Source organism: Pseudomonas sp. NUPR-002, assembly GCF_056322725.1.
Genome location: NZ_CM150476.1, coordinates 2,901,845 through 2,920,580, shown reverse-complemented (window position 1 = coordinate 2,920,580; position 18,736 = coordinate 2,901,845). Strand labels below are relative to the sequence as shown.

General features: G+C 61.7%; 17 protein-coding genes. 6 read left to right on the top strand and 11 right to left on the bottom strand.

Going from position 1 to position 18,736, the window contains the following annotated elements; all coding sequences use genetic code 11:
- Positions 1 to 57: 57 nt before the first annotated feature.
- Together ACVWSC_RS13220 and ACVWSC_RS13215 are read right to left on the bottom strand one after the other, a co-directional pair.
- A complete protein-coding gene (locus tag ACVWSC_RS13220; RefSeq protein WP_442114077.1) occupies positions 58 to 906 on the bottom strand; it encodes a TauD/TfdA dioxygenase family protein in 849 nt (282 codons plus the stop codon).
- A 13-nt stretch (positions 907 to 919) separates the two neighbouring features.
- Positions 920 to 1,900: a quinone oxidoreductase family protein gene (locus tag ACVWSC_RS13215; protein WP_442114076.1), complete on the bottom strand. Its 981-nt coding sequence runs from the start codon at positions 1,898 to 1,900 to the stop codon at positions 920 to 922.
- Between the two features lie 265 nt (positions 1,901 to 2,165).
- On the opposite strand from ACVWSC_RS13215, the gene pdxR reads away from it, so the two are divergent.
- From pdxR to ACVWSC_RS13200, 3 genes are all read left to right on the top strand, one after another.
- Positions 2,166 to 3,662, top strand: coding sequence for a MocR-like pyridoxine biosynthesis transcription factor PdxR (pdxR, locus tag ACVWSC_RS13210; RefSeq protein WP_442114075.1), 1,497 nt, complete (start codon positions 2,166 to 2,168; stop codon positions 3,660 to 3,662).
- 112 nt (positions 3,663 to 3,774) lie between these two features.
- On the top strand, positions 3,775 to 4,842 hold the full coding sequence (locus ACVWSC_RS13205) for a sugar phosphate isomerase/epimerase family protein (protein ID WP_442114074.1): 1,068 nt from the start codon (positions 3,775 to 3,777) through the stop codon (positions 4,840 to 4,842).
- A gap of 34 nt (positions 4,843 to 4,876) precedes the next feature.
- Positions 4,877 to 6,139: an MFS transporter gene (locus tag ACVWSC_RS13200; RefSeq protein WP_442114073.1), complete on the top strand. Its 1,263-nt coding sequence runs from the start codon at positions 4,877 to 4,879 to the stop codon at positions 6,137 to 6,139.
- Positions 6,140 to 6,242: 103 nt separating this feature from the next.
- On the opposite strand, the gene ACVWSC_RS13195 is transcribed toward ACVWSC_RS13200, so the two are convergent.
- From ACVWSC_RS13195 to ACVWSC_RS13180, 4 genes are all read right to left on the bottom strand, one after another.
- A complete protein-coding gene (locus ACVWSC_RS13195) occupies positions 6,243 to 8,144 on the bottom strand; it encodes a potassium transporter Kup (RefSeq protein WP_442114072.1) in 1,902 nt (633 codons plus the stop codon).
- A 177-nt stretch (positions 8,145 to 8,321) separates the two neighbouring features.
- Complete coding sequence (locus ACVWSC_RS13190) at positions 8,322 to 9,158, bottom strand: IS3 family transposase (protein WP_442107850.1); 837 nt, start codon at positions 9,156 to 9,158, stop codon at positions 8,322 to 8,324.
- Positions 9,155 to 9,457: a transposase gene (locus tag ACVWSC_RS13185; RefSeq protein ID WP_442107852.1), complete on the bottom strand. Its 303-nt coding sequence runs from the start codon at positions 9,455 to 9,457 to the stop codon at positions 9,155 to 9,157. Before ACVWSC_RS13185 ends, ACVWSC_RS13190 begins: the two co-directional genes overlap by 4 nt.
- 90 nt (positions 9,458 to 9,547) lie before the next feature.
- Positions 9,548 to 10,426 (bottom strand): Dyp-type peroxidase, encoded by an 879-nt coding sequence (locus ACVWSC_RS13180; RefSeq protein ID WP_442114071.1) that lies wholly within the window; start codon positions 10,424 to 10,426, stop codon positions 9,548 to 9,550.
- Positions 10,427 to 10,597: 171 nt separating this feature from the next.
- Between ACVWSC_RS13180 and ACVWSC_RS13175 the strand changes: the two genes are divergently transcribed.
- The gene (locus tag ACVWSC_RS13175; RefSeq protein ID WP_442114070.1) at positions 10,598 to 11,500 is read left to right on the top strand and encodes a bile acid:sodium symporter family protein; all 903 of its coding nucleotides are present in this window, start codon (positions 10,598 to 10,600) and stop codon (positions 11,498 to 11,500) included.
- Here the strand turns inward: ACVWSC_RS13175 and ACVWSC_RS13170 are convergent.
- The 4 genes from ACVWSC_RS13170 to ACVWSC_RS13155 form a co-directional block, all read right to left on the bottom strand.
- Positions 11,415 to 11,990 (bottom strand): sterol desaturase family protein, encoded by a 576-nt coding sequence (locus ACVWSC_RS13170; RefSeq protein WP_442114069.1) that lies wholly within the window; start codon positions 11,988 to 11,990, stop codon positions 11,415 to 11,417. The two genes, ACVWSC_RS13175 and ACVWSC_RS13170, sit on opposite strands and share 86 nt — an antisense overlap.
- A gap of 81 nt (positions 11,991 to 12,071) precedes the next feature.
- Positions 12,072 to 13,022, bottom strand: a complete 951-nt coding sequence (locus ACVWSC_RS13165) for an HlyD family secretion protein (RefSeq protein ID WP_442114068.1) — start codon at positions 13,020 to 13,022, stop codon at positions 12,072 to 12,074.
- A 4-nt stretch (positions 13,023 to 13,026) separates the two neighbouring features.
- A complete protein-coding gene (locus ACVWSC_RS13160) occupies positions 13,027 to 13,227 on the bottom strand; it encodes a DUF1656 domain-containing protein (RefSeq protein ID WP_442114067.1) in 201 nt (66 codons plus the stop codon).
- A complete protein-coding gene (locus ACVWSC_RS13155) occupies positions 13,217 to 15,364 on the bottom strand; it encodes an FUSC family protein (protein ID WP_442114066.1) in 2,148 nt (715 codons plus the stop codon). Before ACVWSC_RS13155 ends, ACVWSC_RS13160 begins: the two co-directional genes overlap by 11 nt.
- 472 nt (positions 15,365 to 15,836) lie before the next feature.
- Between ACVWSC_RS13155 and ACVWSC_RS13150 the strand changes: the two genes are divergently transcribed.
- Complete coding sequence (locus tag ACVWSC_RS13150; RefSeq protein WP_442114065.1) at positions 15,837 to 16,544, top strand: MgtC/SapB family protein; 708 nt, start codon at positions 15,837 to 15,839, stop codon at positions 16,542 to 16,544.
- Positions 16,545 to 16,660: 116 nt separating this feature from the next.
- On the top strand, positions 16,661 to 17,572 hold the full coding sequence (locus ACVWSC_RS13145) for a LysR family transcriptional regulator (RefSeq protein ID WP_442114064.1): 912 nt from the start codon (positions 16,661 to 16,663) through the stop codon (positions 17,570 to 17,572).
- A 96-nt stretch (positions 17,573 to 17,668) separates the two neighbouring features.
- Here the strand turns inward: ACVWSC_RS13145 and ACVWSC_RS13140 are convergent, their stop codons facing one another.
- Positions 17,669 to 18,709: an ABC transporter substrate-binding protein gene (locus tag ACVWSC_RS13140; RefSeq protein WP_442114063.1), complete on the bottom strand. Its 1,041-nt coding sequence runs from the start codon at positions 18,707 to 18,709 to the stop codon at positions 17,669 to 17,671.
- Positions 18,710 to 18,736: the final 27 nt, after the last annotated feature.

Here is an 18,736-nt window from a genome sequence, read left to right as displayed (position 1 = left end):
CGGTATTGTTATTGTCTTGGCTGCGCTTTGCGGCGCTGGGGTACTGCTGGTCCGGCCTTAGAAGGTCAGGTCACCCTTGATGCCGGCGCGCTCCATCTTGCGGTGGCACGGCGGGTAGTCCATGACCGCGTAGTGTTGGGTGCTGCGGTTGTCCCAGATCGCTACGCTGTTAGGCTTCCAGCGCCAACGCACCTGGTACTCGGGCAAGTAGGCCTGGCTGATCAGGTAGCGCAGCAACTCGCCGGCACCGGGGTTGGCGTCCTGGCCGAAACGCACCCGTTGCGGGGTGTGGAAGTTGGTGAAATGGGTGGTGAAGGCGTTGACGAACAGCACCTGCTCGCCGGTTTCCGGGTGGGTACGCACCACCGGGTGTTCGGCGTCGGGGTACTGGGCCTTGAGCGCCAGGCGCTTTTCGATCGGCATCGCCGCGCCAAAGCTGGCCTCGATGCTGTGCCGGGCGCGCAGGCCTTCAATCTTCTGCTTCACCTCATCCGGCAGGTTCTGGTAGGCCAGCACCATGTTCGCCCACATGGTGTCGCCCCCTACTGGCGGGCATTCCACGCAGCGCAACACGCAGCCCATCGGCGGTGCTTCGCGCCAGGTGGCATCGGTGTGCCAGGCATTTTCGTAGCGGTCGGCGGGCTGGTCCGGGCGCTTGTAGATCTGTACCAGGCCCGGGTGCTCCGGATCGCTACCGGCCACCGGGTGGTCCTCCAGATCGCCGAAACGCCGGGCAAAGGCCACATGTTCGGCGCGGCTGAAGTTCTGATCGCGCAGGAACAGCACGCGGTGCTTGAGCAACTGCGCACGGATCTGGTCGAAGAGGTCGTCATCGTGCACAGCATCGGCCAGGTTTACCCCGGAAACCTCAGCGCCAATGGCGCAGGTCAATTGTTCGATATGCATGCTGCAACCCTCTTCAGATGACGAAGATCGACGAACCGGTGGTTTTCCGTGCTTCCAGGTCGCGATGGGCCTGAACGGCATCCTGCAGGGCGTAGTGCTGATTGATCTCGATCTTGATACGACCGCTGCTGACGTGATCAAACAGTTCACCGGCCAAGTCGGCTTTCTCTGCCGGATCGGCGATGTAGTCGGCCAGCGCCGGGCGGGTCAGGTGCAGCGAGCCCTTCATCGCCAGAATCTGCGGATCGAACGGCGGGATGGTGCCCGAGGCAGTACCGACGCACACCATCAGGCCGCGACGCTTGAGGGAATCGAGCGAGGCCATGAAGGTGCTCTTGCCAACGCTGTCGAACACCACGTTGACGCCGACACCGTCGGTCAGCTCACGCACACGCTTGGCCACGTCTTCGTGGCTGTAGTTGATGGTGTGGGTGCAGCCATGGGCGCGCGCCACTTCCGCCTTGGCATCGGTGGAGACCGTGCCGATCACATTCAGCCCCAGCAGGCGCGCCCACTGCGACACGATCAGGCCAACGCCACCGGCGGCGGCGTGCAGCAAAATGCTGTCACCCGGCTTGAAGTCGTAAATGCGGCGCATCAGGTAGGCCGAGGTCAGGCCGCGCATGGTCATCGCCGCTGCGGTTTCAAAGGCGATGGTTTCCGGCAGTTTGATCAGTGCAGCTGCGCCAATCAGGCGCTCGGTGCAATACGCACCCAGGGTGTTGAGAAACCCGGTGTAAGTGACCCGGTCACCGACCGCGACGTTGGTGACCCCCTCGCCTACCGCCTGCACCACGCCGGCCGCTTCCACGCCCATGCCGTTGGGCATCGGAATCGGGTAGGTGCCGTTGCGGAAATAGGTGTCGGCGTAGTTCAGGCCAACTGCGACCTGGCGCAGGCGGACCTGGCCTGGGCCTGGCTCGCCGACTTCGGCGTCTTCATAGCGCAATACTTCGGGACCACCGGTCTCGTAAAATCGTACGACTTTGGACATTCTTGTCACTCCACTCTTGTTCTTGATGCACTGCGTCAGTACAGGTTGAGTGGACAATAAGCCTTACGCTTTGGGGGTGCTTCGCATCCGGCGACAAGGCGTTTTCATTTCGTGACAACGCTTGTAGGAGCGGGCTTGCCCCGCGATAGCGGCGGTACTGACACACCGCAATCGCGGGGCAAGTCGGATCGCCGCACCGCCGCTCCCACTGCGGTGGCTGCCTGTATGATGCGCGAGCCTTTCCACCACTGCTGAGAGTCACGCGATGAAATCCCCGGCCGGTTTGCTCCTTGCAGCGATTGAACTCGACCGCGACAGCGCCACCCCGCTGTACCGTCAGTTGTACCTGCAGATCCGCAAGCAGATCCTTACCGGCCGCCTGCAAGGGGGCATTCGCCTGCCGTCGACACGCACCCTGAGCCAGGAGCTGAAGCTCTCGCGCATCACCCTGCTCAATGCCTTCGATCAATTGATCGCCGAAGGCTTTCTGGTGTCACGCACCGGGGCCGGGACCTACGTGGGCGACGAGTGGGAACGCTCAGGGCACACCGAGCCACCTCCTCCAGCGCCGCCGCAACTGTCAGACCTGAGCCAATCGATGCTGTCCCTGCGCAGCCATCATTTTCGCGGGGTGTCGTATGCACACTACAGTGCCGACACCCCTACTTCGTTCCTGCCCAGCCACGGCGCCTTCGAAGCCTTCCCCCAGCACCTGTGGAAGCGCCTGCTCGCCCGCCACAGCCAAAAACCCAGCAAGGACATGCTCGGCTATGGCGAACTGCAGGGGCTACAGGCTTTGCGTCAGGCCATTGCCGAATATGTCTTTGATGCCCGTGGTATCGACTGCAGTGCCGAGCAGGTGGTGATCGTCTCGGGTGCGCAACAAGCTTTCAACTTGTTGGCCATGCTGCTGTTGAACCCGGATGACCCGGTGTGGATGGAAGACCCGGGCCACATTGCTGCGCGCATCGCCTTCCAGGCCCACGGCTGCCGGGTCACACCGGTGCGCATCGATGAGCAAGGCATCGATGTGCAGCAAGGCATTGCTGAATGTCCTGAGGCGTGCCTGGTATTCACCACCCCTTCGCGCCAGCATCCGTTGGGGGTCACCCTCAGCCATGCCCGACGCCTGCAGTTGATCGACTGGGCCGCCGCCCATCAGCGCTGGGTCATCGAAGACGACTGCGACAGCGAACTGCGCTACAGCGGTCGGCAATTGCCGGCGCTGTACGCCATGGACCAGAGCGACCGGGTGATCTATGTCGGCACCTTCAGCAAAGTGCTGTTTCCGTCGCTGCGCCTGGGTTATGTGGTTCTGCCGCCGGCGCTGGTCGAGCCGTTTTGCACCCTGCGCGCGGTGCTGGACCGCAGCCCGCCGACCCTGTTGCAGGCGGTGACCGCCGATTTCATGAGCGAAGGCCACTTTATCGGCCATATCCGCCGCATGCGCGCGCTGTACCAGGCGCGCCAGAGCTGCCTGGTGGGGGTGCTTGAACGCCGCCTTGGCCACTTCCTGCGCATTACCCCAGTTGAGGCCGGCATGCACCTGATCGCCTGGCTGCCAGCGCACCTCGACGACCAGGACATCGCCCGGCAACTGGCGGGGCACGGCGTGCACACCTACGCCCTGAGCGATTACTGCCTGCAGCGCTACCTGCCGCCTGCGCTGTTGCTCGGCTTTGCCGGTACCGCGCAGGCCGAGGCCGAAACCAAGGTCCAGGCCCTGGTTCAGGCCCTCAAGGCGCTGGGGCAGCCGGTCTAGACAGCGGCCAGTGGCCTTATCATTTGCTTCGTAATGGATCTATCGAGAGTTCCCCGCCGGCGCGATAAAGAACGCGCCGGTAGAACCGGTGCCCGCACCAGGAACGACTCGAATGAATGCTATCCAAGAACGCTTCACCCGGTTGCTCGATAACAAGACCCAAGGCGCCGCAGCGCCGGTGCTGTTGACCCGCGAACTGGCCACCCGCCTGATCGAGCGACTCGACCAGGTTCGCCTGTTCGCCCATGCCTATCCGTTACTGACCAACCTCACCCACGGGCGGCTGACGCCGTTCGACCTGCTCGACTTCGCCTACCGTCACGAGCTCAAGGGTTTGAGCCTGCATATGCTCGACGGTGAGCACAACAGCCTGTCGCAGATGAATGCCGAGCAGTTGCGCACCTTTGCCGACAAGGCCCGGCAACTGGAGCTCGACGTGCACCTGGAAATCAGTAGCACGCTGAAGCCGGACGTTGATGCGGTGATCGCCGTGGCCAAGGCGATTGGCACGCGCAATATCCGCGTGTATTCGCGCTATGAAGGCACGCTGTCGCAGGTCATGGACCGGATCGGCGGCGATCTGTTGTACCTCGCGCATCAGGCCGACGCCCACGACCTGTACTTCGACTTCGAACAACACGAAGAGCTCAAAAGCGACGAAATTGCCCAACTGCTGCGCCAAGCCAACCATCCGCGCCTGCATGCCCTGTTCGACTTCGGCAACATGATCAATGCCTGCGAGCAACCGCTGGCGGCACTGCACAACCTTGCGCCGCACATCCGCCAGGTGCACCTCAAAGGCGTGCGCGTGGTGCCGGAAGCCTCAGGCTTCGGCCATTACGGCGTGCTGCAAGGCAGCGCTGAAGACGACCTGCCCAGCGCGCGCATGGTCTTCGAGTTGCTGATGCTCGGTGAACAGCAGCCACAAGTGATCGCCTTCATCCTCGAACAGGAAAACCACTACATCGCCCCGGCGTTCCGCCAGTCCGACGAGCCTGCCGATCCCTTCATCGCCTACCGCGAAATGAGCGACACGCCGCTGCCCGCCGGCTTCACCCTGGAGCAGATGCTGGCTGGCGAACAGCGCTGGGCCAACAACCAGGTGAGCTACGTCAAAGGCCTGCTCGCCGAGCTGCGCAGCCTCGCTGAACTGCACTTGGCCACACCCGCGAGCGTGTGACGTCGCCACTACCCACTACGCCTGGAGAATAACAATGACTGCACACGACAAGGCCAAATGGTTCAAATTCCTCATCCTGATCCTCGGTGGCGGCACCATCTACAAGCTGGCCAACCTCAAGGACGCCTTCTATGTACCGATGCAGACGTTCATGGGCTTGTCCCATACCGAAATCGGTCTGCTGCTCAGTGCCAACGCAATCATCGCCACTGGCCTGTTCGTGGTCGGCGGCATGCTCGCCGACCGCTTTGACACGCGCAAACTGATCCCCCTGGGCTTGCTCGGCACCGGCGCACTGGGCCTCTACCTGGCGACCTTTCCGCCGTTCAGCAGCCTGATGATCGTCTTTTGCCTGCTGGCCGTGTGCGCCGACTGCATCTACTGGCCAGCACTGCTCAAAGCCATCCGCGGCCTGGGCAACGACCAGGAACAAGGCCGCCTGTTCGGCCTGCTCGAAGGTGGCCGCGGGGTGATCGACACCCTGGTCGCGTTTTCAGCGCTGGGCGTGTTCATTGTCATGGGTGCTGCCGAAGCTGGCCTGAAGGCGGCCATCCTGTTCTATTCGCTGATCGACATCGGCGCAGGCGTGCTGACCTGGTTCCTGCTCAGGGGCAACCAGACCGCAGCCAGCACCACGGTGAAGAAAAACCCGTTGGCCAACCTGATGGAAGCCATCAAGGTGCCGGCGATCTGGGTAGTCAGTTGCAACGTGTTCATGGTCTACATCGTGTACTGCGGTTTGACCTACTTCATCCCCTACCTCAAGGAAGTCTACGGCTTGCCGGTTGCCCTGGTTGGCGCCTACGGCATCATCAACCAATACATGCTGAAGATCCTCGGCGGCCCGGCGGGTGGTTTCATAGCCGACAAGTACTGCAAAAGCCCCAGCCGTTACCTGAAATGGGCGTTCCTGGCGCTGTTGCCGATGATGCTGATCATCCTCATGGTGCCCAAGAGCCCGGGCTACATCTACGCCGGCATGGCCGCGACGCTGTCGTTCGCCTTCATCGTCTTCTCGATGCGTGGGGTGTTCTGGGCGCCGATGGGCGAAGTGGGTATTGCCCCGCACATCACCGGCTCTGCCTTCGGGATTGGCTGCCTGATCGGCTATGCGCCGGGCATGTTCGCCTATGTCGGCTACGGTGCGATCCTTGACCACTTCCCCGGCCAACAGGGGTACAACTATGTGTTCATGACCATGATGGGACTGGCGCTGGTGGGCTTTCTGGTAGCCAGCACGATGTACCGCTTGGTGCGCCGCAACGCACAGGTGTCGATGCAACCTGTAGCAGGGTAACGCCTGCACCTTGCACCCTTCTGTGGGAGCGGGCTTGCCCCGCGATTGTGGTGTGTCTGACACACCGTAATCGCGGGGCAAGCCCGCTCCTACAGAAGGGTGCTTACATTTCGACTTGTGTACCCAACTCAATCACCCGATTGAGCGGCAAGTTGAAGTACTTGAGGTTGCTGTTGGCGTTCTTCAGCAAGAACGCAAACAGCGCTTCGCGCCACCGCGCCATGCCAATGCGCTTGGTCGGAATCACCGTCTCGCGGCTCAAAAAGTAGGTGGTGCCCATCGGGCTGAAATCCAGTGCCGGTACATGGCACAGTTGCAGCGCCGCCGGTACGTCAGGCTCCTCGATAAAACCGAAGTTAAGGTTGACCCGGTAGAAGCCATCACCAAAGTCCTGCACCTCGAAGCGCTCAGCCACCGGCACCCGCGGGCGGTCTTGCGACACCACTGTCAACAGCACCACGCGCTCATGCAGCACCTGGTTATGCAGCAGATTGTGCAACAGCGCATGGGGAACCGCATCGCTACGGGCCGTCAGGAACACGGCCGTGCCCTGAACGCGATGCGGCGGTTGCGCGGCAATACTGCTGATGAACAACGGCAGCGGCAGCGCCGACTCATCCAGACGCTCGACGATAATCTTGCGCCCACGCTTCCAGGTGGTCATCAGCACGAACAGCACGATACCGGCAATCACCGGGAAGGCGCCGCCCTGGAAGATCTTCGGTGCGTTAGCGGCAAAGTACAGGCCATCGACCAGCAAAAAGCCGAGCAACAGCGGAACCGCCAGCCAGCGTGGCGCTTTCCACAACAGCAACACTACCGCTGCCGACAACAAGGTGGTGATCAGCATGGTGCCGGTCACCGCTACCCCGTAAGCCGCCGCCAGGGCACTGGACGACTCGAAGCCGAGCACCAGCAGCACCACCCCGACCATCAACGCCCAGTTCACCGTGCCGATGTAGATCTGCCCTTGCTCCTGGCTGGAGGTGTGCTGGATGAACATGCGCGGCACATAGCCAAGCTGAATCGCCTGGCGGGTCAGCGAAAAGGCCCCGGAGATCACCGCCTGGGAAGCGATGATGGTTGCCAGGGTGGCGAGCCCGACCATCGGCAACAGCGCCCAGCTCGGTGCCAGCAGGTAGAACGGGTTGCGCACCGCCTCCGGGTTACCGAGGATCAGCGCGCCCTGACCGAAGTAGTTCAACACCAGACCCGGCAACACCAGCAGGAACCAGGCGCGGGCAATCGGCTTGCGGCCAAAGTGGCCCATGTCGGCATACAGCGCCTCGGCACCGGTCAAGGCCAGCACCACCGCCCCCAGAATCGCCACACCAATGCCCGGGTGCACCAAAAAGAACTGCACCGCCCAGGCCGGATTGAGTGCCAGCAGCACTTCCGGACGCTGAACGATGCCATAGATGCCCAACGCCCCGAGCACACTGAACCACAGCACCATGACCGGCCCGAACAAGATGCCAATGCGCGCCGTGCCGTGTTTCTGGATCAGGAACAGCCCCACCAGCACCACCAGGGCAATCGGCACCACCCAGTGTTCAATGCCGTCGAACGCCAACTGCAGGCCTTCAACCGCCGACAGCACCGAGATCGCCGGGGTGATCATGCTGTCGCCGTAGAACAGCGCAGCGCCGAACAAGCCCAGCAGCACCAGCACCCGACTCAGGCGTGGAAAAGGCGCTGCTGCACGCCGTGCCAACGCGGTCAGGGCCATGATGCCGCCCTCGCCCTGGTTGTCGGCACGCAACACGAACAGCACGTACTTGAGGGTCACCACCCAGATCAACGACCAGAACACCAGCGACAGAATGCCCAGCACACCGTCATGGTTGGCCTGCACGCCGTAATGGCCGGCGAAGACTTCCTTGAGGGTGTACAGCGGACTGGTGCCGATGTCGCCATAGACCACGCCAACGGCGGCGATCAACAGGCTCAGTGACGAAGTCTTTACGGGGGAATGGGGTGTTGCGGAAGTTGCGGCTTGGCTCACGGTAGAACGTCTCGGAACGGAAGGGCCTGAAAACGCTTGTCAGTATCCCTGTGTGTGTTCCGAGACTCCGTAAAATCTGCGTAAAATTTTCTTACACTTTAACCTGTGGGGGCGGGCTTGCACCGCTATCGCGGGGCAAGCTGAACTGGTCAAGTAATCCTGGACACCCGTTAAGGTTTACGCCGCCAGCTTCTCTGCCTCGACCGGCGACCGGTATCCGTTGTAGCTGTGAGGCCTAGTGGTGTTGTAGCGGGTGATAAAGCGCTGCACATCCATTCGGGCCTCATGCTCCGAGTCGTAGCCATCTTCGGGTACCCACTCAGATTTCAGGCTTCCAAAAAACCGCTCCATCGGGGCGTTGTCCCAGCACTCGCCTTTACGGCTCATGCTCTGCCGGTGCCCATGCTCGCGCAGCTCATTTCTGAACTTGTGGCTGGTGTACTGACAGCCTTGGTCAGAGTGAAATAGCACACCCTTGGGGCGTCCGCGCAGCTCGGTTGCCATGCGTAAGGCCGCGCAGGTCAGTTCAGCATCCGAGATCATCGAGAACGACCAGCCGACAATCCGCCGTGCAAACAAGTCCAAGACAGCCGCGAAGTACAGCCAGCGCTTACCAGCCTTGATGTACGTTACATCTCCGCACCAGACCTCATTTGTCGCCCGCACATCGAATTGCCGTTTGAGCTCGTGCGGTGCGGTCAGGGCTTCAACGCCTGAAGATTTGTATTTGTGGCGTCTGCGTTGACGGCTGCTGATCCCAGCTTCTTGCATCAGGCGGCGCGCCTTGAAGCGGCCGACTGGGTGTCCACTGGCTTGCAGCATCTTGGCCAAGGTGCGCGAACCTGCCGCCCCTCTCGACTCACGATGATGTCTGATCAACTGGGCCTTGAGTTTTTCCCGTCCGGGGTAACGCCGGTCCTTACGCTGGCGCCAGCAGTAGAAACTGCTGCGGCTGACCCCAAGCACCCGACAACACTCATTAACGCCGTATTGCTCACCCAGCTCATCGATCAACGCGAGTGATCTTTGGCGTCCAAAAGCAGGAGAGCGCTGGCCTTTTTTAGGATTTCGATATCCCGGTCTTTCTGCTTGAGCAGGGCTTTGAGCCGTTGGATTTCCTGCTGGTCTGCCGTTATTGCCTTGGCACCCACAGGGGTTAAGCCTTGACGCTCCTGGCGCAGTTGATCGACCCAACGACGCAACGCTGTAGGGCCAATGCCTAAACTGGCACAGACCTGTGGAACTGATTGGCCTTCGTCCAGCACCATGCTGGCCGCCTGTAGCTTGAAGTCACTCGAGTAAGAATTACGCATATCCAAACACCTCAGGTTTGGGCGCCATCATAGCGCCCGATTGAGGTGTCCAGGATCATTAGGCCAGTTCAAGCCCGCTCCTACACGGAATCAGCCCAGCAATGCACTCAGGTCCAGCCCTTGCGCACCCAGCGGCGGGCACCAGTAGTAGCCACCGGTCAGCGGCCGGCTAAAGCGGTACAGTGCATCCACTACGCCGTCTTCCAGGCCACTCATGCGCCGCAGTTGCACTTCGAAGGCATCGAAGGAATAACCAAAGGCCAGAAATGCCAGCCCGGCACCCCGCTGGTCAGCCCACGGCATGGAGCGGCGGACAATGAACGCCTCGGGGTCGAAGCTTTCCTGCGCCGTACGCTTGACGTGCGCCGACGCCGGCGCGTCGTCGAGTTCTTCGTTGTCCGCGTGGCGGCGGCCAATGATGTCGTCTTGCTCGGCTTGCGGCAGTGCCTTGAAGCTGTCCAGGTCATGACGCCACAACTGGAACGCGGCGAAGCTCGAACCGTTCAGGCCCGGAACCTCCGATTTCAGCACAGCGGCCTCTACGGCGGCGTCTTCTACCGGGTTTTCCGTGCCGTCTTCATAGCCGGTCAGGTCAAAACCGCTTTTGTGGCGGAATGCATCGGTGGCTTCCACTAGGCTGAAGGCCGGGGCCAGCAGCTTTTCCAGGCGCTGGCTCAGCAACCACAGATCACCGCGGTCATCGCCACGCAGCCACAGCCACAGGTCGTGCTGGGTGCACGGGTTATCGACTGCGGCGGTCAGTTGCGGAAATGCGCGCAGGCCTTCGATGCTGCGGCCCAATGCCTGCACCAGCGGCGCGCCGAAACCGGCCACCACACGGCTGCCATCCACTTGCTGCTGCACGACGTCGAGCACTGCTGGCAGTTCGCTCGGGGTGTGCAGGCTGAAAAACAGGTGACGGGCTTGTGCGGGAACGGGAGCGGCGAGAATGCCTGGCTGGAACTGCATCGGGAGTCTGATCCTTGAGTAAAGCGCGAATGCTACTGCCTGAGGACAAGGGCGACAAGCGCGGCGGCTTGCCACAGGGGCAAGGCTTCGCGGAGTGAGAATCGCTTACACCACACACACGGAAAACCTCGCCTACACTGCCGTTCATCGTCTTTCACGCGAGCTTTCGATATGACTGCATCACCGCTGCTCAGTGCGTTTTTGCCGCTTGCCTTGGGCTTTATCATGCTCGGTTTGGGGCTGACCCTGACCCTGGCCGATTTTGCCCGGGTAGTGAAGTTTCCCAAGCCGGTGATTATTGGCCTGGCGTGCCAGATCCTGCTGCTGCCCTTTATTTGTTTCCTGATCGCCAAAGGCTTTGGCCTGGCGCCAGCGCTGGCGGTGGGCTTGATGCTGCTGGCCGCCTCGCCTGGCGGTACCACCGCCAACCTGTTCAGCCATCTGGCGCATGGGGATGTGGCCCTGAATGTGACCCTGACGGCGGTCAATTCACTGATCGCGATTCTGACCATGCCGTTGCTGGTCAACCTGTCGCTGGCGCACTTCATGACCGCCGACCAGGCGATTCCGCTGCAATTTGCCAAGGTGTTGCAGGTGTTTGCGATTGTCCTGGTGCCGGTGGCCATCGGCATGCTGATCCGCCGCCTGGCGCACGGGTTTGCCGCACGCATGGAACGCCCGATGAAGATCATCGCCGCACTGTTTCTGGTGTTTACCGTGGTGCTGGCGTTGGTCAAAGACTGGCAGACCGTTGTCGACTATGCCCCGGTCGTCGGTGGCGCGGCGTTGTTGTTCAACCTGCTGAGCCTGGGCATCGGTTATTGGCTGCCGCGCCTGCTGCAGATCCCCAAGCGCCAGGCGATTGCCATCGGCATGGAGATCGGTATTCACAACGGTACTCTGGCGATTGCTTTGGCCCTGGCGCCGACCTTGCTCAACAACTCGACCATGGCTATACCGGCCGCGTTGTACAGTTTGATCATGTTCTTTACCGCAGGCGCTTTCGGCTGGTGGGTAAGCCGCGGCCACAACGCCGCCACAGTGGGAGCGGGCTTGCCCCGCGATTCGGTGTGACGGGTGTATCACTATCGCGGGGCAAGCCCGCTCCTATACGCTTGCGCAGTTGCTGCTTCAGGCGGTGCATCGGCGGGGCATAGAGAAAGCCGAACGATACGCTGTTGTCTCGCCCTTTGAGCGCATGGTGCAGCAGGTGGGCTTTGTACAAGCGTTTGAGGTAGCGGTTGCGCGGCTGGGGCTTGAACGGCCAGTGGCGGTGCACGATGCCGTCATGGACGATGACGTAGAGCACGCCGAACGCCGCCACCCCTGCCCCCACCCACTGCAACGGCGCATGCCCGGCGCGGCCGATGGCGACCAGCGCAAAGGCGATCAACGCCAGCGCCAGCAGGTAGATATCGTTGGTTTCCAGGGCACCCAGCTGCGGTTCATGGTGCGAGCGGTGCAGGAACCAGCCCCAGCCGTGCATGATGTAGCGATGCGCCAGGTAGCCAACGCCCTCCATGGCCGTCAGGGTGCAGAGAAATACAGCAAGGTTGAGGATCATCGCAGCAGACTGCCCGGCGAAGGGTTGGCATGAAGGCGCAAAAGCCTACCACCAAGCCCGCCCGCACCCCAGCCCTTTTCATCAGGGCGCGGTTTCGCGCACGGTCACGGTGGCGGTGGTGCCTGCACGCAAATTGCCTTTGCCGACGTAGTCCGGATCGATCTCGATGCGCACTGGCACGCGCTGGGCCAGCTTGACCCAGGTGTAGCTAGGATTGACGTTGGCCAGCAGGCGACTGCCCGGCGCGTTCTCACGGTCGGTAATGGCGTAGGCGATACTTTGTACCTTGCCTTCGAATTGTTCGCCGCTCATCAACGCGATCTGCACCGGGCTGCCGGGATGGATACGTGGCAGTTTGGTTTCTTCGAAATAGCCACTGACGTAGAACGAAGCGCTGTCGACCAGTGCCAGCAAGGCCACGCCACTGCTGGCGTAATCGCCCTGGCGGGTCAGCAGGTTGGTCACATAACCACTGACCGGCGCATACATACGTGTGCGTTCAAGGTCCAGCTCGGCCTGGGTCAGCGCGGCACTGGCGAGTCGACTGTTGGCCAGGGCCAGGCTCAAGTCGGATTGCCCACGCATCAGGTCGGCCTGGGCCACTGCCACGTCGGTGCTGGCTTTTTCCCATTCTTCGCCGGAAATCGCAAAACCCTGTTTCAGGGTACGGCGCCGTTGCTCTTCGCTCTGACGCTGTTTGAGCAATGCCTGGCTGGAAACAATCTGCGCCTGTGCCAAACCTTCGTTGGCCTGAGCGACCTCCACGGCGCGGCGTGCATGCTCCACGGCCAGGGCGTAGCGTGCCGGGTCGATCTCCAGCAGCAGGTCACCTTTGTTGACGTGCTGGTTGTCTGCCACGCGAAGTTCGGTGATGCGCCCGGAGACTTCGGCCGACAATGTCACCACATCGGCCCGCACCCGGGCATCGCGGGTCCAGGGCGCGCGGGTGTAATGCTCCCAGGCAAACCAGCCGAGCAGCAATGCCAGCGCGACGATTGCCAGGGTCGATGCCTGGGCAACAAATTTCTTCACCGTTTCAGCTCCCCATGTACAGAATGATCAAGGCGCAGATGCAGCTGTACAGCGCCCCTTCGAACAACGCCGGGTGCCACACTCGCTGCATCACGCCCAGGGGCTGCAACAGCCACAGCAGCACGAACAACAGCGGCATGGCCAGCAACAGCGCCTGGGCAATGGGCGGCAGGTAGACACCACCAACTTCAAAATCAATGGGCAAGGACAGGCGCTCCTTCGGCGGCAGGGTCAAGGTAAGCACTGTAATGGCGCAAAAAGCCGGCAATCACCAGCAACGCGACACGAATACGAAACAGCGAACGCAGCTGCTCCGGCGCAGCCTGAAACTGCGCGCTGTGCAGGGCATCGAGTTCTTCACCCAGGGTTTGCAGGGTGTCGAGTAGCGTTGGCAATTGTCCCTGGGTGCGCCCGGCAACATAACGGCCAGTGCTGCGCAGCACCTGTTCCAAACGCTCGCGGGTGCTGTCCGAGAGCAACAGGTTGGCCCGGCTCTGTTCCTGCAGTTGACGCAACGCCACACCGAGGGCCATACAGGCCAGGTTGACCTCGAACAACGCCTTGGAGCGTGCATCCTGGGTGGCCGGCAGCAGGCCGAGGATCAGGGTCAGGCGGTCGACCATGCGGCTCTCGAAGGCAAACTGGCGGGCATCGGAGGTCGGCCCCTTGAGCAAGGCATAGACCTGCTCACGGGTTTCCCGAAACAGCCGCTCGATGCGTAACTGCGGGTTGAACGGAAACAGCCAGGCATACACCAGCAGCGAGAGCACACCACCACACAGGTAGGCACCGGCAAACTCGAACCACTGGATCGCGGTGTTCTGCCAGGCGCCAATATTCTGTGGCCCGAACAGCAAGAAGCTGGACAGCCCCAGGCCCATGCCGATACCGGCAGTCATCGGTGTCGACAGCCCGACAGCAACCACGTACAGCAACGGCAGCAGCAGCAACGCCAGCATCTCGAAATCGACCACCTGCGGAATCAGCCAGAACTGGTACAGCGCCGATACCAGCACGGCCATGACCAGGCCGCGCATGTAGTTTTGCGCCGCTATCAGCGGGCGCGGGAAGGTCGCCATCAGCGAGCACAGAATGCCCACCAGAATCACCGTGGCACGGGCACCGTCCCAGGCGGTCTCGATCCAGATCAACCCGCCCACCAGCAAGGCCAGAAAGGCGCGGCTGGCGTTCATCGCCGCCAGGCGAAAATCCAGGTGCAACGGATTGGAGCGCGCTTCGCGGTACACACAATCACCGGCGCGGCCTTCCTGAATGGCATCGCTCAGTTCGAGCATTTCGGCCAGTTGTTCCAACAACCGCGCCTGCTCCCAACGCAGCGCCCAGGCCAGCGAGCGTAAGGTCGGCGGTAGATCCGGTGCCAGTTGCTCGGCTTGCAGCGCGGCCTGGTCAAAGCGTCGTTGCAGGGCGCTGAAGTGCGCCCGGGCACTGGCAGGCATCGCCCGGCCCTGTTGCGCCAGTTGTTCGAGAAAGGCCAGCTCGTCGCTGAGCAGCCGGTTGATGAAGTCCGGGTAAGCCCCCTGCCAGCGCTCGGCGATCATGCGCTTCTGGTTACGCAGCACCGTCAGGCGCGAACTGAGCAGTACCAGTTGGTTACCCAACAACTGCACCAAGCCGTTGGCGCTGCGCAGGTGTGGCGCATCGAAGTACAGGTGGCGGCGCAGCCCTTCCAGGGCGCTGATTTCACCGAGAATCTGCATCTGCCGCTGGCTGAAGGCCTGCGGCGTTTCCTCGCCACGAATGGCCGCAGCCGCATGCGCGGCCATCAGTTTGATCAGGTTGTCGACTTTGCCAAAGTAGCCGTTGGTGACCGCTTGTGGCCGCGCACTGACCAGGCTGACGGCGCAAACACAGGCCACCGCCAGCAAGGTTTCGGTGACCCGAGTGATGGCCAGCATCAACGTGTTGTCCTGCTCGGGGATCGCCAGCATCGCCACCACTACAGCGGTGAAGCCGCTGAGTACGAAGGCGTGGGAACTGGTGTAGCGCAGCAAAGTGCCACCGGCGGTACACAGGGCCAGCCACAGCGCCAGGGTGACGATAAAGGGCAATGGCGCCTGGGGGAACAGCGCCATGATCAGCACCGCGACCGCCGCGCCAACGGTGGTGCCGACCACTTGCGCAAAACTGCGCTGCAAGGTCATGCCGCCCAGCGGCTGACTGACGATAAACACCGCCATGATCGACCACTTGGGCTGGTCGAGGTCGAAAATGAACGCCAGGTACAAAGTCAGCAAGCAGGCAACAATGGTTCGCAGGGCGAAAAAAAGCGTATCGCGCCCTGGGTGCAGAACCATTTTGAAATAGTTGATCAGCGGTTGCATTGCGCTCCCTCACCACGCTGTGGAGCTTCACCTTAGCGGCAGCAGCCACATTGGGGTAGCGGCGTGCGCACGTTACAGCGTTGCACAGACGGAACAGTCGCGCTGCAGCGGGGTTTTAGCGCAATTGTCACGAAAACAGCCTTGACCCTGTCGCTTTTCAACGTTAGTTTCTCGCCCGCATTTTTGCATGCCTATACAGGAGTCCTGCTTTGGACAGTTGCTCTAGTCGATTGCGACAGGTTCGTACGGCACGCTAGTTCAGCAGACTTCCTCTGCCACTGCCCTGCCGTTCATGGTAGTCAGTGGTGCCGCGCATCCCGCTGCGGATGCAACGCTTCCCGCTCCCTTCCTGCACGCCTTGCACGCTACGTTTGCGGCGCTGGCCTGCGACCCTGCGCAATCCTTTTATTTATCCCTGCATCGGCCCGTGGTCGATGCCTGGCGGCGCTGTGCCGTGGATTCGAGGTTTGTCATGGATTGGAAAGTATTTCTCCTGCGCGTGAGTGTCGCGCTGCTACTGGGCGCCCTGATCGGCGCTGAACGTCAACTGCGCCAGCGCCTCACCGGCCTGCGCACCAACGCCCTGGTCAGCACTGGCGCCTGCTTGTTCGTGTTGATGACCCAGGCGGTACCGGGCATGGCCGCCAGCGATGCTTCACGTATCGCTGCGTATGTGGTGTCGGGTATCGGCTTTCTCGGCGGCGGAGTGATCATGCGTGATGGCCTGAATGTCCGCGGTCTGAACACAGCAGCCACACTCTGGTGCACCGCCGCCGTTGGTGTGCTGTGCAGCATGGGACTGTTGCTGGAGGCGGCGGTTGGCACCTGCGTGGTGCTGTGCGCCAACATCTTGCTGCGCGACATCGCCCAGCGCCTCAACCAGCAAGAGGTGCTGCCGGCCACTGAAGCCGAACAGCGTTTTGAAGTGCGCATCACCTGCCGCGCCGAAGACGAAATCCAGGTGCGCAGCCTGATGCTGCACAGCTTTGGCAGTGGCGGCCTGCGCCTGCAGTCGTTGCACAGCGAAGACCTGGCCAACCCGGCCAAACTGGAAGTGCGCGCCGAGCTGCTCGGCAGTCCGGAGGCGCCAACCCAGCTGGAACGCCTGGTCAGCCGCGTGAGCCTGGAAAAAGGCGTCAGTTCGGTGCGCTGGCAGGTCCAGGAGTTGGTACCCGACTAACATTCGCGGGTAAGCGGCTGCACAGTGAAAATATGCTCAGTGCCAAGCAAAATCCGCTGCAGCCGCTGGCAGCCAAAGGGGTACCCTGTAGCAAAATAATCAGCCAGAGGTGCACTGTGGCGTCCTATACCTTGCGTCAGTTGAAGTATTTCGTCACCACCGTAGAGTGCGGCAGCGTCGCTGAGGCGTCGCGCAAGCTGTACATTGCGCAACCGTCGATTTCAACGGCAATCAAAGGCCTGGAAGACAGTTTCGGCGTACAGCTGTTCATTCGCCATCACGCCCAGGGGGTATCGCTGACCCCGGGTGGTGCGCGTTTCTACCGCAAGGCCCAGGCGCTGTTGCGCATGGCCCGGGAGTTCGAACAGAACGCCCTGGCCGACAACGATGTGGTCAGCGGGCAGATCGACATCGGCTGTTTCGAGACCGTTGCCCCACTCTACCTGCCGCGCCTGATCAAAGGCTTTCGCGAACGCTTTCCCGGGGTGGAGATCCGCCTGCAGGACGGCGAGCAACAGGAGTTGGTGCAAGGCTTGACTGGTGGGCGCTTTGACTTGGCTATCTTCTACGATCACGACCTGGACAGCACCATTGAAACCGAAGCACTGATGGCGCCGCAGCGGCCCTATGCCTTGCTACCGGCCGGTCACCGCTTTGCCGAGCAGGCGCAGGTGTCATTGCGTGACCTGGCGCTGGAACCGATGATCCTGCTTGATGTGCAACCGAGCCGTACTTACTTTGTGAGCATTTTCGAAGAGCTTGGGTTAAGCCCGAACATTATCTTTAGCTCGCCTTCGATCGAAATGGTACGTGGCATGGTTGGTCAGGGGTTTGGCTTTGCCGTACTGGTGACCCGCCCGCAGACCACCACGACTTACGATGGTCAGCCATTGGTGTGTGTGGAACTGTTGGAAGACGTCACCGGTTCCGGCTTGGTGGCTGGCTGGTTGAAGCGTGCGCAGCTGACCAAGCCTGCGCAGCTGTTTGTCGACTACTGCAAAGAACAGTTCACCGCCTGGCTGAACTAACCACTGTAGGAGCGGCGGTGCGGCGATCCGACTTGCCCCGCGATGCGATGTGACTGGCACACCGCTTCGCGGGGCAAGCCCGCTCCTACGGGCGCTTTAGCGCGCGGCCCAGGCGTTGAAACGCTGCTCCAGTTCCTCACCATGGTCCACCCAGAACGCCGCATCCACTGCCTGCGCCTCGGCCAGGTTGGCCTGCGCCGTCGGTAGCTGTTGTTGCACCTCTTCCGGCAACAGTTTCAGCGCATCGCGATGCACCGGCCCGTACGGAATCTCTTCAGAGAACACCTTTTGCGCCTGCGGCTGGCTGGCAAAGGCAATGAACTGCTCCGCCAACGCCTTGTTCGGTGTGCCTTTGACCACCGCCCAGTATTCCGGGTCGTACAGGCTTTGCGGCCAGACGATCCCAAGCTTCATCCCCTCTTTTTGCGCCGAAGCGATGCGCCCGTTGTACGCCGCGCTCATCACCACATCCCCGGCAATCAACCACTGCGCCGGTTGTGCGCCCGCTTCCCACCACTGGATGTTGCCCTTGATCTGATCCAGTTTGGCAAACGCCCGGCTCACCCCCTCCGGAGTCGCCAGTACCTGGTACAACTGGTCTGGCTTGACGCCATCGGCGAGCAAGGCGATTTCCAGGGTGTACTTGGCGCCCTTGCGCAAGCCGCGCTTGCCGGGGTATTCGCTGACGTTCCAGAAGTCGGCCCAGGAGGTCGGTGCCTTGGCCAGTTTGTCGTGGTCGTAAGCCATGACCATCGACCACACGTAAGTGGCCACACCGCACTCGCTCAAGGTGCCGGGCACGAACTGCGCGGCATCGCCGAACCGAGCCGGGTCCAGGCGCTCGAACAAGCCTTCATCACAGCCACGCAGCAACTCCGGGCTTTCGACTTCGACCACATCCCAGCTGGTATGGCCAACATCGACCATGGCTTTGATTTTCGACAGTTCACCGTTGTATTCACCGGCCACCACGCGTCCTGCGCCGCTGGCGTTGAAGGGTTGGAAATAGGCCTTGTCCTGGGCCTGTTTGGTCGCACCGCCAAATGAGATCACGGTAAGGCTCTGTGGCGCGGCCTGCACGGCGCCGCACAACAAGGCCAGGGCAAAGGGAACACTGCAACGCAAGGATCTGGACATGGATCTGTTCCTCAGCAAAGCCGGCTC

Coding starts and splice junctions, on each gene's coding strand:
- ACVWSC_RS13180 (WP_442114071.1), bottom strand. CDS start 10,426: ATGCAGTTCCAGCCAGGCATTCTCGCCGCTCCCGTTCCCGCACAAGCC.
- ACVWSC_RS13140 (WP_442114063.1), bottom strand. CDS start 18,709: ATGTCCAGATCCTTGCGTTGCAGTGTTCCCTTTGCCCTGGCCTTGTTG.
- pdxR (WP_442114075.1), top strand. CDS start 2,166: ATGAAATCCCCGGCCGGTTTGCTCCTTGCAGCGATTGAACTCGACCGC.
- ACVWSC_RS13155 (WP_442114066.1), bottom strand. CDS start 15,364: ATGCAACCGCTGATCAACTATTTCAAAATGGTTCTGCACCCAGGGCGC.
- ACVWSC_RS13170 (WP_442114069.1), bottom strand. CDS start 11,990: ATGATCCTCAACCTTGCTGTATTTCTCTGCACCCTGACGGCCATGGAG.
- ACVWSC_RS13185 (WP_442107852.1), bottom strand. CDS start 9,457: ATGCGTAATTCTTACTCGAGTGACTTCAAGCTACAGGCGGCCAGCATG.
- ACVWSC_RS13220 (WP_442114077.1), bottom strand. CDS start 906: ATGCATATCGAACAATTGACCTGCGCCATTGGCGCTGAGGTTTCCGGG.
- ACVWSC_RS13150 (WP_442114065.1), top strand. CDS start 15,837: ATGGATTGGAAAGTATTTCTCCTGCGCGTGAGTGTCGCGCTGCTACTG.
- ACVWSC_RS13175 (WP_442114070.1), top strand. CDS start 10,598: ATGACTGCATCACCGCTGCTCAGTGCGTTTTTGCCGCTTGCCTTGGGC.
- ACVWSC_RS13205 (WP_442114074.1), top strand. CDS start 3,775: ATGAATGCTATCCAAGAACGCTTCACCCGGTTGCTCGATAACAAGACC.
- ACVWSC_RS13200 (WP_442114073.1), top strand. CDS start 4,877: ATGACTGCACACGACAAGGCCAAATGGTTCAAATTCCTCATCCTGATC.
- ACVWSC_RS13215 (WP_442114076.1), bottom strand. CDS start 1,900: ATGTCCAAAGTCGTACGATTTTACGAGACCGGTGGTCCCGAAGTATTG.